A 14,130-nucleotide genomic window follows, 5' to 3' on the forward strand; every position below is an offset into this window, starting at 1 on the left:
CAAAAGGACAAACGCATGCCCGCTTTGCGCGAACGCACCCTGAAACCTGGCCTGAAAAGCACGCTTGTGAAGATGATCGGCCTGTCGGCCATCTCGGTGGCGGCCCTGACCGCCTGCGGCAAGAAGGAAGAGGCCGCAGCGCCCGCTCCCGCTGCCGCGCCTGCCGCCCAGGCGCCGGCCGAGAAGCTCAAGATCGGCTTCATGTACGTCAGCCCCATCGGCGACGGTGGCTGGACCTTCCAGCACGAGCTGGGCCGCAAGGCCATCCAGGAGAAGTTCGGCGACAAGGTGGAAACCTCCTTCGTCGAAAGCGTGCCCGAGAGCGCCGATGCCGAGCGCGTGATGCGCGACATGGCCGGCCAGGGCAACAAGCTGATCTTCGCGACCAGCTTCGGCTACCAGGAGTTCGTGCAGAAGGTCGCGGCCGACCTCAAGGACGTGAAGTTCGAGCACGCCACCGGCTACAAGAACGCCGATAACGTGGCCACCTACGACACCAAGACCTTCGAGGGCGCGTACCTGGCCGGCATCGTGGCTGGCGGCATGACCAAGACCAAGACCGTCGGCGTCGTGGCCTCGGTGCCGATTCCTGAAGTGGTGCGCAACATCAACAGCTTCGTGCTGGGTGCGCAAAGCGTCGATCCCTCGATCAAGGCCAAGGTGGTCTGGGTCAACGAATGGTTCGCCCCACCCAAGGAGTCCGAGGCCGCCACTTCGCTGATCAACGGCGGCGTGGACGTGCTCTACCAGAACACCAACTCCCCGGCCGTGCTCAAGACGGCCGAGGAACGCGGTGCGCGCGCCTTCGGCAAGGACGGCGACATGAGCGCCTTCGCGCCCAAGGCCCACCTGGGCTCGGCCGTGATCGACTGGACGCCTTACTACAGCAAGGTCACCCAGGACACGCTGGACGGCAAGTGGCAGGGCGGCTCGTTCTGGTGGGGCGTGAAGGAAGGCGCCATCGACCTCGTGAAGATCGCCGACGACGTGCCCCAGGACATCAAGGACAAGGTCGCCAAGGCACGCGACGGCTTGAAGGACGGCAGCTTCGCCGTCTGGACCGGCCCCATCAAGGACAACGCCGGCAAGGAAGTGCTGACGGCAGGCCAGGTTGGCGACCTGGGCTTCATGACCAGCATCAACTTCTTCGTCAACGGCGTCGAAGGCAAGGTGCCGGGCGCCAAGTAAGCGCAGGCGCCGCATGCGCGGCGGCTTGTCTAGTGCGGGGCAGTCCCGCCGGGGAAGCTGACGCGCATGCACAGTCCGGGGCCATCGTCCGCGTCATCGCAGTCGATGCTCCCCCCATGCTGGCGCACCACGGCCGCCACGATGGCCAGGCCCAGCCCGCTGCCCGCCACCGCCTGGTCGGGCGCGCGGAAAAAGCGGTCGAAGACACGGCTGCGCCAGGCCGGCGCAATGCCCGGTCCCTCGTCCATGACTTCGAGCACCATCGCCTGCGTGGCCGCATCCCGGCGCGCGCGCACGCGCACCAGGCCGCCTGGCGGGCTGTACTTGATGGCGTTGTCCACCAGGTTGTCGATCAGGGATTCCATTGCCTGGCGTTCGGCCCACAGCGGCAGCGGGCCTTCGGCGTCCAGATCAAGCTCCACGCCGCGCTCGCGGGCCAGGCCCGCCAGACAACCCAGGCGCTGCTGCAGCAGTCTGTCGATCTCCAGCGATTGCATGCCCGGCGCGGAGGGCCCGGCGTCGGCCCGCATCAGTGCCAGCATCTGGTCCACCAGGCGGGACGCGCGTGCGCTGCAGCCGACCAGCGCATCCAGGCGTGCGCCCAGGCGGTCGGCCAGCCCTGCCGGCAAAGGCAGGTTGTTCAGGGCTTCCGCGTGCACGCGGATGGCGGCCACGGGTGTGCGCAGCTCATGGGCGGCATCGGCGATGAAGCTGCGCTCCCTGGCCAGCCCGTCCCTGACGCTCTGAAGCAGGCGGTTGACAGAGTGGGCCAGGGGCTTGAGCTCGCGGTGGCGCGGCTGAAAACCCAGCGGCGCAAGGTCGCCCATGCCACGGCGCGCGATTTCGGCACTGAGGCGTCGCCAGGGCCTGAGCGCAAGCCACACGGCGGCCCATGCCGGAAAAATCAGCAGCGGCGCGCTGATCAGCAGGGGCAGCACCAGCAGGCTGCTGGAGGCCAGCGTGAGCATGCCGCGCCCGGGCTCATTGGAGATGGCCAGCGTCACGCGCAACTGGCCCGAGGCATCGGAGCGCGTCATGGCGCGCCAGCGTTCCCCGGCCGCCGTGACTGTCTCGATGCGATCCGTGGCGGTCTGCACGATGGGGGCGGAAAGGCCGGGCGAGGCAAACAGCAGCTGCGGTCCGTGCCACACCATCATGTTCACGCGCCAGCGCGGCTGATCGGGCAGCTGCCCTTCGGTTCTGCGGGCCAGGTCGATGCGGGCGAGGGCTTCCTGCAGCGCGGCAGGGCGGTCCAGCAGGGGGCCGGCAACCGCCAGTACCGCGTCGTGGCGCAACGGGTCCAGCTCCGAGGCATCGCTCTGGAACTCCACCATCAGCAGCGCGCCGAGGGCGATCCACACCACGACCAGCACCACGGCCTGGGCAAGCACCAGGCGCCGGATCAGGCTGGGCTCGGCCCTTGCGCGCCAGGCGCGGCGCAGGCAGGCTGCGGCCTTCATCGCCGCCTGCCTTCATAAGGCTGGCGGTCCAGCACATAGCCGACGCCGCGCACCGTGCGCACATAGCCTTCGCCGATCTGCCGCCGCAGGCTGGAGATGTGCACCTCCAGGCTGTTGCTCGCATAGCGCCCGCTGCCCGGCAGCACCTCCTCTTCGAGCATGTGGCGGCTGAACACCTGGTCGGGGCGGCGGATCAGGGCGGCCAGCAGGGCGAATTCGCTGGGCGACAGATCGATCTCGCGGCTGAAGACGCTGACACGCCGGCTTCGTTCGTTCAGCACCAGTCCGCGCACGTCGAAGACCTGCTCTTCCGTGCCCAGGCTGCGACGCCTGAGCGCGCGGATGCGCGACAGCAGTTCGGCCAGCGCAAAGGGCTTGACCACGTAGTCATCGGCTCCGCCGTCGAGCCCGCGCAGGCGGTCGTCCAGCCCGTCCCGCGCCGTCAAGATCAGGATGGGCAGGTCCTTGCGTTCACGCCGCACGCGTGCCAGCAGCGACAGTCCGTCGCCATCGGGAAGGCCCAGATCCAGCACCAGCAGGTCGCAGGCGCCTTGGTCCAGCAGGGGGCGGGCCTCGGCGATGCGGCGAACCCAGGTGACATCGAAGCGCTGGTCCTGCAGCGCCAGGCGCACCCCGTTGCCAAGGTCCAGATCGTCTTCAACCAGCAATAGCTTCATGGGGCAGGGCGCGGGGCCGGTGGGGGCAATGCCGGATTTTCCCAGACAGGGTCTTCAGGATTCCTTCAGGCGGCCGTCCGGTTTTCTTCAGGCCCGCCGCCGACAGTGCGGACCTCTTCATTTATTGCACGGAGGCGTTTCATGCACGTTCGAGTTCCCGCTCCCACCCAACCCCGCTGGCTGCTTGCCGCGGCCCTGTCATCCCTGCTGCTGGCGGCCTGCGGCGGCGACGACTCCAAGATTCTGTCGGAGCGCAGCGGCCAGGTCGTGGTGGATGGCCGCACGTCCGGCGACCTGGAGGGCGTATGGCGCATCCTTGGAGAAGGCACGCTGATGGAGTTCAAGTCGAATTCCGTGGCGCGCTACCAGGAGGCCGGAGCCCTGTGCTACCCCCAGGCCGGCGCTGCAGGCGGCACGGTGGAGCAGTTCAAGGGATACAGCTACCGCACCACGGCCAATCTGCATGGCATCCGCGCCGAGCTGTTCGAGCTGCCGGGCTTTCCTGCCACCTACTCCCTGGAGCGCCTGGGCAGCGTGCCCTCGGCCTGCCGCAATGCGCCGGCGACCGACCCTGCCACCACCTTCAAGGCCCTGAGCGACGTGATTGCCCTGGACTACGCCTTTCTCAAGGAACGCAACATCGACTGGCCGCAGATCACCAGCCGCTTGGCACCCCGGGCGGCGGCCGCTGCCAACGACGATGCCCTGCAGGCCGTGATGAGCGAGGCGCTGAAGGACTTCAACGACGTGCATACCGCCCTGATCCGCTCGCGCGACGGCGCGCTGAGCTATGCCTTCCTGGGGGGCAACAAGCCCACCACGAAGCGCCTGCGCCAGGCCTTCGAGGCGCAGACCGAGGTCAAGGACTTCCTGGTTTTCCAGGAGCTGTGGAAGGCGCGGGTCCGTGAGGACCTGGCATCCCGCCTGCAGGGTGGCAGCGGCCCCGTGCTGGGAGGAACCATGGTCTGGGGTCGGTTGCCGGGCAATGTGGGCTACATCGAGATCGGCAGCATGGGCGAGTTTTCCAGCCCCTTCGATGCGCACAAGGACATGGCCGCGGCGCGGGCAGAGATGGACCGCGCGCTGGGCGCGCTGGCGGACACGCGCGCGCTGATCGTCGATGTGTCGCTCAACACCCTGGGCGGACTCGACCAGGTCAGCGCCGAGATGGCGGGCAGTTTCACGCGGCAGCGCGTGCTGGGCTTCACCAAGCAGGCGCATCGCCCGCAGGGCCGCAGCGAACAAAGCTGGTATGTCGAGCCCAGGGGCAGCCAGACCTATGCCAGGCCCGTGCATGTGCTGACCAGCGATCTGACCGTCAGCGCCGCCGAGACCTTCACGCTGATGATGCGGGCGCTGCCCCAGGTGACCCAGGTGGGCCAGCCAACGGCGGGCTCACTGTCCAACTCCCTGGTCAAGCCCTTGCCGGGCAACTTCTTCGTGTCCCTGTCCAACGAGATCTACCGCGATGGTGCCGGCGTGGCCTTCGAGGTCACCGGCATTCCCCCGTGCATCGGCCTCGCGGTGTTCGATCCCGCCGATCCTGCCGCGCTGGAGACCGGGCACCGCCGTGCGGTGGAACGCCTGGTGGCGATGCTGGGCAGTTCCTGAGGGCTGGCGCCGTCCTGTTCATGCACCGATTCCGTGCGCACCCCGGAAAATGTCGTTTTCCAGGGGCACGCAGCCCATGAACAGGCCGGCTGGCGTCATTCTTGCTTTATTCTCTGGACCCATCGCGGCGGGCCTGCGCCCTGCAGACCTGCCTTCTTCCTGCCTGCCGCAGGACCACTTGAGGAAACTTCGATGACTGATCTTCACAAACGCTCCCTGATCAAGGTGGCAGCGCTGTCGGCCGTGGCCGCCGCCGCGCTGGCCGGCTGTGGCAAGAAGGAGGAGGCCGCGCCTGCGCCCGCTCCCGTTGCCGAGGCCCCTGCTGCCGCTGCAACCGAGCCTTTGAAGATCGCCTTCGCCTACGTGGGCCCCGTCGGTGACGGCGGCTACACCTTTGCCCACGACCAGGGCCGCCTGGCGCTGGAGAAGGAATTCGGCGACAAGATCAAGACCTCCTATGTGGAGAGCGTGCCCGAGGGCGCCGACGCCGAGCGCGTGCTGCGCGACATGGCCGCCAACGGCAACAAGCTGGTCTTCGGCACCACCTTCGGCTACATGGAGCCCATCCAGAAGATCGCTCCCGACTTCCCCGATGTGAAGTTCGAGCACGCCACCGGCTACAAGACCGCCGCCAACGTCAGCACCTACGACAGCCGCACCTACGAAGGTGCCTACCTGGCCGGCATCATCGCGGGCTCCATGACCAAGTCCAATGTGCTGGGCGTGGTCGGCTCCGTGCCGATTCCCGAAGTGCTGCGCAACATCAACAGCTTCACGCTGGGCGCGCAGTCCATGAACCCCAAGATCAAGACCAAGGTGGTCTGGGTCAACGAGTGGTTCGCACCCCCGAAGGAAACCGAGGCTGCGACTTCGCTGATCAACGGCGGCGCCGACATCCTGTTCCAGAACACCGACTCCGCCGCCGTGCTCAAGACGGCCGAGGAAAAGGGCAAGCGCGCCTTCGGCTGGGACTCCGACATGACGGCCTACGGCCCCAAGGCCCACCTGGGCTCGGCCATCATCAACTGGACACCCTACTACACCAAGACCGTGCGCGAGATGCTGGACGGCAAGTGGAGCAGCCAGCAGACCTGGTGGGGCGTGAAGGAAGGCGCGATCGACATCGTCTCGCTGGCCGATGACGTGCCCGCCGAAGCCAAGGCGAAGATCGAAGAGGTCAAGAAGGGCCTGAAGGACGGCACCTTCCATATCTGGAAGGGCCCGATCGCAGGCCAGGACGGCAAGGAACTGCTGGCCGCCGACGCCGTGGCCGAGGACAAGTTCCTCACGGGCATCAACTTCTACGTCAAGGGCGTGGAAGGCAAGGTGCCGGGCCAGGACAGCAAGTAAGACAGACGCCAGGCCGCCCGGCGCAGGCCGGGTTGCCCGCTGCCGCCAAGGCCGCCTTCGGGCGGCCTTGGCGTTCATGCGCCGCACAGGTGCTGAACAGGTGCCGCACCTTTACCGTACTTGTGCCGTACCTGTGCTGCGCATCGAGTGGGTTTATGCTCGCTCCCAGCCGCGGCCTGCCCGCCGCCGCGGCACAGACAGACAGCAAGAGATTCCCCCCATGATCGAAAACTCCCTCTGGCATCCCGTGGCCCAGGCCCACGAAGTTGTCGATGCGCCGCTGGGCGTGCAACTGCTGGACCAGCCCCTGGTGCTGTGGCGCGATCCGCAAGGCCTGGTCCGCGTCTTCGTGGACCGCTGCCCGCACCGTGGCGCACGCCTGTCCATGGGCCGTGTCGAAAACGGCCACCTTGAATGCCCCTACCACGGCTGGCAGTTCGCCGACAGCGGCCAGTGCGTCAAGGTGCCGGCCCTGCCCAGCTTCACGCCGCCGCCCTCGCAATGCGTGAAGGCCTTCGAGGCACAGGAAGCCTACGGCCTGGTCTGGGTGCGGCTGGCCACGGGCGAGGAGCTCTCGGCTGTTCCGGCCCTGGCGGCCCTGGCGGCCCTTCCAGCCTTTGAAGCCGAGGCGGACGTGCACCTGCGCAAGCTCAACTGCGGCCCCTACGATGTGGCCGCCAGCGCGCCGCGCATCATCGAGAACTTCCTGGACATGTCGCACTTCGGCTTTGTCCACGAAGGCTGGCTGGGCAGCCGCGATGCCACGGCCATCGAAGCCTATGCCGTGGAGACCACGGCCACGGGCGTGCTGGCCACGGGCTGCAAGGCCGTGCAGCCGCAGTCCAACCTGCACTCCACCAGCGCGGCCGAAGTCGAATACACCTACGAAGTCACGGCGCCCTATGCTGCCGTGCTGACCAAGCTGCCCGAGTCCGGCACCACCCGGGCCGGCTGGCGCGAGTCCATCGCCCTGTTCATCTGCCCCGTCACGCCCGAGACCAGCCGCGTCTGGTTCCGGCTGGCCGTGGCAGACTTCGACTCGCCCGACGCACAGCTGCAGGAATTCCAGCACACCATCTTCTGCCAGGACCAGCCCGTGCTGGAGTCGCAGCAGCCCAAGTGCCTGCCGCTGGACCCGCGCGCCGAAATGCACTCTGCGGCCGACCGCATGTCGTCCGCCTACCGCCGCTACCTCCGGGCCAGCGGCATCACCTTCGGAGTCTGCTGATGCACACCGTACCCGCCGTGGATGCCGCGCATCTGCCCCAATTGCTCAAGGCCATGCCCAAGGCCGAGCTGCACATGCACATCGAAGGCTCGCTGGAGCCCGAACTGATCTTCGCGCTGGCCCAGCGCAACGGCGTGAAGCTGCCCTATGCCAGCGTGGAAGACCTGCGCCGCGCCTATGCCTTCACCGACCTGCAAAGCTTTCTGGACATCTACTACGCCGGCGCCAGCGTGCTGCTGTACGAGCAGGATTTCTACGACATGGGCCGCGCCTACCTGACGCGTGCCGCGCAGGACAACGTGGTCCATGCCGAGATCTTCTTCGACCCCCAGACCCACACCCAGCGCGGCGTGGGCATGGAGACCGTGATCAACGGCCTGTACCGCGCCTGCCGCGATGCGGAGATAGAGCAGGGCATCTCGTCGGCGCTGATCCTGAGCTTTCTGCGCCACCTCAGCGAAGAGGACGCCTTCGCCACGCTGGAGGCCGCGCTGCCGCTGCGCGACCGCTTCATCGGCGTAGGGCTGGACAGCAGCGAGGTTGGCAACCCGCCCGAGAAGTTCGCCCGCGTGTTCGCGCGCTGCCGCGAGCTGGGCCTGCACCTGGTCGCGCATGCGGGCGAGGAGGGACCTCCCGCCTATATCTGGGGCGCGCTGGACGTGCTGCATTCCGAGCGCATAGACCACGGCGTGCAGGCCGCGCGCGACGAGGCCCTGATGCAGCGCCTGGTCCGCGACGGCGTGCCGCTGACCGTGTGCCCGCTGTCCAACCTCAAGCTGTGCGTGGTGTCCGACCTGGCCCAGCACAACCTGCCCCAGCTCTTGGAGGCAGGGCTCAAGGTCACGGTCAACTCCGATGATCCGGCCTATTTCGGCGGCTATGTGAACGAGAACTACCTGCAGCTGTTCGCCGCCACCGGCATGAACTCGCAGCAGGCCTGGCAGCTGGCGGTCAACAGCTTTGACGCCAGCTTCGTCACGCCCCAGCAGCGCGCCCACTGGATGCGCCAGCTGGAGGCCGTGTTCGCCCGCTACGCCGCCCTGGCCTGAGTCCGCTCAGGCCAGCGCCTGCCTGAGACGCTCGGCATGGTCCTGCAGCGCCTGCATGCCGGGCTCCTTGCGCGGCCAGCCCAGGCCCACGCCGTCGCCCTCGTGGCGCGGCAGCACATGCAGGTGGAAGTGGAAGACAGTCTGCCCGCCCGCCGCGCCGTTGGCCTGGAACAGGCTGATGCCATCGGGGTCGAACGCTGCCTGCACGGCCTGCGCCACGCGCTGGGCCGTGCGCATCACGGCGCCGGCCTCGTCGGGCGTGAGGTCCAGCAGGGTCACGGCATGGAGCTTGCTGGCCACCAGCACATGGCCGGGGTTGACCTGGCCGATGTCCATGAAGGCGATGGTCTGCTCGTCCTCGAACACCTTGGCGGACGGGATCTCGCCCGCCACGAGGCGGCAAAAAAGGCACTGCCCCGGGGGCGAGGTATCGACGAACATCGGCATGGTCCTGTACTCCTTGGTGGTTGCTGGGGGTTGGAATTTGCCGACGATCTTAGAGCGTGTTAAGCACTTTTAAGTACCCGCGCGGGTTCTGCGCTCTAGTGGACGGTATCTGCCGTCCCTTATGGAGGCCATAAGCGCAGGCCCAGGCAGCCCTCAGGGCCGCTGCCTATAATCGCGCCCCGCACCGGCCGCTGCCCACGGCAGGTGCGTTTTCATTTCCGGGCCATGTAGAGGAACACCATGTACAAAAACCTCGCAGCCGCAGTCGCGGCCGCAAGTCTTGTATCCACGGCCTTGTCCCAAGGCCATCCCGCCCCTTCATCCCCCGCAGGTTCCGCGCCCCTCAAGGCCGCCTTCGTCTATCTGACGCCCGTGCTCGACGCCGGCTGGACGCGCCAGCACGACGAGGGCCGGCGCGCATTGCAGGCGGCGCTGGGCCCGCGCGTGCAGACGCGTGCGGTGGACAGCGTGCCCGAGGGCCCCGACGCCGAGCGCGTGCTGCGCGACCTGGCCGCCAGCGGCAACCAGCTGATCTTCACCACCAGCTTCGGCTACACCGAGTCCGTGATGCGCGTGGCGCGCGACTTCCCGCAGGTGAAGTTCGAGTCGGTCACGGGCTTCAAGCGCGCCGACAACGTGGCCACCTCGAATGCGCGCTACTACGAGGGCCGCTATCTGTCGGGCATTGCCGCAGGCCGTGCCAGCAAGACGGGCGTGGCCGGCTTCGTGGTCGGCTTTCCGATTCCCGAGGTGCTGCAGGGCATCAACGCCTTCACGCTGGGCATGCGTTCGGTCAATCCCAAGGCCACGGTCAAGGTGGTCTGGCTGGATACCTGGTTCGACCCGCCGCGCGAGCGCGATGCGGCCATGGCGCTGTTCAACGGCGGCGTGGACGTGGTGTCCTTCCAGGTCGCATCCACCGCCGTGATGCAGGCCGCCCAGGAGCGCGGCCGCATGGCGATTGCCTACCACTCCGACATGCGCAAGGACGGGCCCGACGCCCAGTTGCTGGCCGTCACCCACCAGTGGGGCGACTACTACACGGCGCGCGCCAAAGCGGTGCTGGACGGCCGCTGGAAGAGCCAGGACACCTGGGGCGGCGTGCGCGAGGGCATGATCCGCGTGGAGGGCTTCGGCCCCAGGCTGCCGCCTGCCGTGCGCGAGGAAGTGCTGCAGCGCCAAAAGGACATGGCCCAGGGCCGTCTGCAGCCCTTCAAGGCCGGCGACCAGCCGGTGCGCGACAACCAGGGCCAGGTGCGCATTCCAGCCGGCAAGCAGCTGGACGATGCGCAGATCCTGCAGATGAACTGGCTGGTGGAAGGCGTGCAGGCCACCCTGCCCAAGTGATGCGGCCCGTGGGGCGTCCGGTCCTGGCGTAAACCCTAGGATGGCGCCTGCCGATGACGCCTATAGCGCTGCGGATATGGCATCTGCCTGTCCGCCCGCTAAGCTTGGCGGCATGCAAATCTACCGTTCCTCATTGCTGCGTTTTGCCGACGATGGCCAGGCGCTCTACGACGAAGACGGCCTGCTGGCCGTCGCCCCGGATGACAGGGGGCAGCAGCGCGTCGTCGCCGCCGGCAGCTGGCAGGCGCTGCAGGCGCAGTTCACCGGACAGCCGGGCGCCGAAGTCACCCATCTGCCGGGCCGCATCCTCGCGCCGGGCTTCATCGACCTGCACATCCACTATCCGCAGACCGATGTGATCGGCGCGCCCGCCGCCGGCCTGCTGCCCTGGCTGGAGAAATACACCTTTCCGCACGAGTCGGCCTTTTGCGAACGCGCCCATGCCGACAGCGTGGCCGAGTTCTTCCTGGACGAGCTGCAGCGCAACGGCGTGACCACGGCGCTGGCCTTTGCCACCTCGCACCCGGGTTCCGTCGATGCGCTCATGGGCGCGTCGCAGGCGCGCGGCATGCGCATGATCACGGGCAAGGTGCTGCAGGACCGCCACAGCCCCGACGGCGTGCGCGACCAGACCGAGCAAAGCCTGATCGACACCGAAAACCTGATCCAGCGCTGGCATGGCGTGGACCGCCTGGGCTACGCGATCACGCCGCGCTTTGCGCCCACCAGCACGCATGAGCAGCTGCGCGGCGCGGGCGAGCTGGCCGCACGCTACGCCGATGTCTGGATCCAGTCCCATGTGGCCGAGAACCTGGATGAAGTGCGCTGGGTGGCCGAGCTCTTTCCGAAGGCGCGCAGCTACCTGTCGGTCTACGACGACTTCGGCCTGATGCGCGAGCGCGCCGTCTACGCGCACTGCATTCACCTGGACGATGAAGACCGCGCCCTGATGCGTGAACGCAGCACCGCTGCGGCCGTCAGCCCCACCAGCAACCTGTTTCTGGGCAGCGGCTTCTTCGACTTTGCGCGGGCCGATGCCGCGCAGTTCCTCTACGGCCTGGCCAGCGACGTGGGCGGCGGCATGAGCTTCAGCCCCTTCCGCACCATGCAGGCCGCCTACGTGGCGGGCCGCGAGGGCCAGACCAAGCAGGGCCTGAGCCTGTCGCCCGGCAACCTGTGGTGGCAGCACACGGCGGGCGCGGCGCGCGCCCTGGGCCTGGCGGGGCAGGTGGGCAACCTGCAGCCGGGCTGCGAGGCCGACTTCGTGGTCATCAACCCGGCCTGCACGCCGCTGCTCGAGCGCAAGACCCGCCAGGCCGAGAGCCTGGACGAGCTGCTGTTCGCCATGATCATCCTGGGCGATGACCGCCTGATCGAGCGCACCGTCGTTTCTCAAGCAAAATAGCGCCTTTGCGCCAGTGCCCTGCCGGGTGCTGGCGCCTGACAAGTGCAGCTAGGGAACGAGGAATTGCCATGAGCATCAAGAGCGACAAGTGGATCCGTCGCATGGCCGAGGATCACGGCATGATCGAGCCTTTCGAGCCGGCCCAGGTTCGCAACGTCGATGGCCGCAAGATCATCAGCTACGGCACCAGCAGCTATGGCTACGACATCCGCTGCGCACCCGAATTCAAGGTGTTCACCAACATCCACAGCACCGTGGTGGACCCCAAGAACTTCGATGAGAAAAGCTTCGTCGATTTCGAGGGCGACAGCTGCATCATCCCGCCCAACAGCTTCGCGCTGGCGCGCACGGTCGAGTACTTCCGCATCCCGCGCAACGTGCTGACCATCTGCCTGGGCAAGAGCACCTACGCGCGCTGCGGCATCATCGTCAACGTCACCCCCTTCGAGCCCGAATGGGAAGGCTATGTGACGCTGGAGTTCTCCAACACCACGCCGCTGCCCGCCCGCATCTACGCCGGCGAGGGCTGCGCCCAGGTGCTGTTCTTCGAGAGCGATCCCGACGATGTCTGCGAGGTCAGCTACCGCGACCGTGGCGGCAAGTACCAGGGGCAGGTGGGCGTGACGCTTCCCAAGGCCTGACGGCTTTGGCCCGGAAGACAAGGCCCGCAGCGAAAGCTGCGGGCCTTTTTCATCGCCGGGCCGCCCCAAGATGAAAAGCAGCCCCCTCGGGGGGCAGCGGACCTTGCGCAGCAGGGGGAGCGTGGGGGCCATTTTTCATCGCCGGGCCGCCCCAAGATGAAAAGCAGCCCCCTCGGGGGGCAGCGGACCTTGCGCAGCAAGGGGAGCGTGGGGGCCATTTTTCATTCCACCAGCGCCAGGGCGGCGTCGATGCGCGAATGCGCACCGCAGCTCTCGCGCCGCGCAGCGGCAGCCGTGGCCATGAGCCAGCAGACATCGAGCTGGTTGCGCAGCGCATGGCCTGCGGCAGGCGCCAGCCTTTCACGCCATGCCGCAATGCGCTGCACGGCCTGCGCCAGGCCCTGGTCGCTGCGCTGTATGCCCACGCAGTCCTGCATGAGCTGGCGCAACTCCTGCGCGACGGCGGCCGTGTCCTGCTCCTGTGCGCCGGCCTGCAGGGTTTCGGTCGGCCGGGCCGGCGCCGGGGCGGCAGCCGGCTGCTGCGCGATGGCCCGGGCGGCAGCCCGCCCCATCACCACGCATTCGAGCAGCGAATTGCTGGCCAGCCGGTTGGCGCCGTGCAGGCCGGTGCGCGCCACCTCGCCAATGGCGTGCAGGCCATCGACATCCGTGCGCCCGTCGATGCCGGCCAGCACGCCGCCGCAGGCGTAGTGGGCGCATGGGGCCACGGGAATCGGCTGCGTGGCAATGTCGATGCCATGGCTGGCGCACAGAGCCATCACACCGGGGAAATGTGACTGCAGCCAGGCACGTGGCCGGTGGGTGATGTCCAGGTGCACGAAGGCCAGGCCATGGCGGTCCATCTCGTGCCGGATGGCCCGGGCCACGATGTCGCGCGGCGCCAGTTCGGCCCGCTCGTCATGGGCAGGCATGAAGCGCGTGCCGTCCGGCAGGCGCAGCAGGGCGCCTTCTCCACGCAATGCCTCGGAGACCAGGCCGGCCGCACGGCCGCCCACCTGCAGGGCCGTGGGATGGAACTGCATGAACTCCAGATCACCCACGCGGCAGCCCGCGCGCCAGGCCATGGCCACGCCGTCGCCCGTGGCGGTGGCCGGGTTGGTGGTGGCGGGATAGACCTGCCCCAGCCCGCCCGTGGCCAGCACGGTATGCGCGGCATGCCAGCGCTGCTGGCGGCCATCGGGCAAGCGCACCTGCGCGCCTGTGCAGTGCGCAGGCTGTCCTTCGGTCAGCAGGTCCAGCGCGCTGGTGTGCTCATGCAAATCGATGTTCGCGCGCTCCCGGCAGGCGCGCAGCAGGGTGGCGTGCACGGCCTGGCCGGTGCAGTCGGCGGCATGCACGATGCGGCGGCGGCCGTGGCCGCCCTCGCGCGTGAGGTGCAGGCCACCGCTGTCGTCGCGCGTGAAAGGCACGCCGTGGGCCACCAGCCAATCGATGGCGGCAGGCGCCTGTGCAAGGATGGCGCGCACGGCCTGTGCATCGCACTGGCCTGCGCCCGCAACCAGGGTGTCTGCCAGGTGTTCGTCGATGCTGTCCTGTGCATCCAGCACGGCGGCAATGCCGCCCTGGGCCCAGGCGCTGGCGCATTCCTCGGCCGCGCCCTTGCTGAGCAGGGCCACGCGCAGATGCGGCGGCAGTGACAGGGCGGCGGCCATGCCGGCCAGGCCGGCGCCGATGATGAGTACGTCTGTGCAAGGCTGTGTCATGGC

12 protein-coding genes are annotated in these 14,130 nt (G+C 68.0%); 8 read left to right on the forward strand and 4 right to left on the reverse strand.

The window, feature by feature from the left end:
* The first annotated feature begins 15 nt into the window (after positions 1 to 15).
* Positions 16 to 1,188: a BMP family ABC transporter substrate-binding protein gene (locus ACUTR7_RS18290; RefSeq protein WP_445609484.1), complete on the forward strand. Its 1,173-nt coding sequence runs from the start codon at positions 16 to 18 to the stop codon at positions 1,186 to 1,188.
* A gap of 29 nt (positions 1,189 to 1,217) precedes the next feature.
* Here the strand turns inward: ACUTR7_RS18290 and ACUTR7_RS18295 are convergent, their stop codons facing one another.
* Positions 1,218 to 2,648 (reverse strand): sensor histidine kinase, encoded by a 1,431-nt coding sequence (locus tag ACUTR7_RS18295; protein WP_445609485.1) that lies wholly within the window; start codon positions 2,646 to 2,648, stop codon positions 1,218 to 1,220.
* Positions 2,645 to 3,325, reverse strand: a complete 681-nt coding sequence (locus ACUTR7_RS18300) for a response regulator (protein WP_445609486.1) — start codon at positions 3,323 to 3,325, stop codon at positions 2,645 to 2,647. Before ACUTR7_RS18300 ends, ACUTR7_RS18295 begins: the two co-directional genes overlap by 4 nt.
* 141 nt (positions 3,326 to 3,466) lie before the next feature.
* Here ACUTR7_RS18300 and ACUTR7_RS18305 point away from each other — a divergent pair, with 141 nt between their 5' ends.
* The 4 genes from ACUTR7_RS18305 (at position 3,467) to ACUTR7_RS18320 (ending at position 8,563) form a co-directional block, all read left to right on the forward strand.
* Positions 3,467 to 4,936: a S41 family peptidase gene (locus tag ACUTR7_RS18305; RefSeq protein WP_445609487.1), complete on the forward strand. Its 1,470-nt coding sequence runs from the start codon at positions 3,467 to 3,469 to the stop codon at positions 4,934 to 4,936.
* A 192-nt stretch (positions 4,937 to 5,128) separates the two neighbouring features.
* Positions 5,129 to 6,286 (forward strand): BMP family ABC transporter substrate-binding protein, encoded by a 1,158-nt coding sequence (locus tag ACUTR7_RS18310; RefSeq protein ID WP_012204065.1) that lies wholly within the window; start codon positions 5,129 to 5,131, stop codon positions 6,284 to 6,286.
* Positions 6,287 to 6,506: 220 nt separating this feature from the next.
* Positions 6,507 to 7,514, forward strand: coding sequence for an aromatic ring-hydroxylating dioxygenase subunit alpha (locus ACUTR7_RS18315; RefSeq protein ID WP_445609488.1), 1,008 nt, complete (start codon positions 6,507 to 6,509; stop codon positions 7,512 to 7,514).
* Complete coding sequence (locus ACUTR7_RS18320) at positions 7,514 to 8,563, forward strand: adenosine deaminase (protein WP_034366623.1); 1,050 nt, start codon at positions 7,514 to 7,516, stop codon at positions 8,561 to 8,563. Before ACUTR7_RS18315 ends, ACUTR7_RS18320 begins: the two co-directional genes overlap by 1 nt.
* 6 nt (positions 8,564 to 8,569) lie before the next feature.
* On the opposite strand, the gene ACUTR7_RS18325 is transcribed toward ACUTR7_RS18320, so the two are convergent.
* Entirely contained in the window at positions 8,570 to 9,010 is a 441-nt protein-coding gene (locus ACUTR7_RS18325) for an HIT family protein (protein ID WP_445609489.1), read from the reverse strand.
* Positions 9,011 to 9,250: 240 nt separating this feature from the next.
* Between ACUTR7_RS18325 and ACUTR7_RS18330 the strand changes: the two genes are divergently transcribed.
* The 3 genes from ACUTR7_RS18330 to dcd all read left to right on the forward strand — a co-directional run bounded on the left by ACUTR7_RS18330 (position 9,251) and on the right by dcd (position 12,403).
* Complete coding sequence (locus ACUTR7_RS18330) at positions 9,251 to 10,357, forward strand: BMP family ABC transporter substrate-binding protein (RefSeq protein ID WP_199137556.1); 1,107 nt, start codon at positions 9,251 to 9,253, stop codon at positions 10,355 to 10,357.
* Positions 10,358 to 10,469: 112 nt separating this feature from the next.
* Positions 10,470 to 11,762 carry a guanine deaminase gene (gene guaD / locus ACUTR7_RS18335; RefSeq protein ID WP_046986663.1) on the forward strand — a complete coding sequence of 431 codons (1,293 nt, stop codon included), beginning with the start codon at positions 10,470 to 10,472 and terminating at the stop codon, positions 11,760 to 11,762.
* Positions 11,763 to 11,830: 68 nt separating this feature from the next.
* Positions 11,831 to 12,403 (forward strand): dCTP deaminase, encoded by a 573-nt coding sequence (dcd, locus tag ACUTR7_RS18340; protein WP_013803686.1) that lies wholly within the window; start codon positions 11,831 to 11,833, stop codon positions 12,401 to 12,403.
* A 221-nt stretch (positions 12,404 to 12,624) separates the two neighbouring features.
* Here dcd and nadB read toward each other — a convergent pair whose 3' ends face one another.
* Positions 12,625 to 14,127 (reverse strand): L-aspartate oxidase, encoded by a 1,503-nt coding sequence (gene nadB, locus ACUTR7_RS18345; RefSeq protein ID WP_445609490.1) that lies wholly within the window; start codon positions 14,125 to 14,127, stop codon positions 12,625 to 12,627.
* Positions 14,128 to 14,130: the final 3 nt, after the last annotated feature.

This window comes from Delftia sp. NA_296.1, from assembly GCF_052692095.1.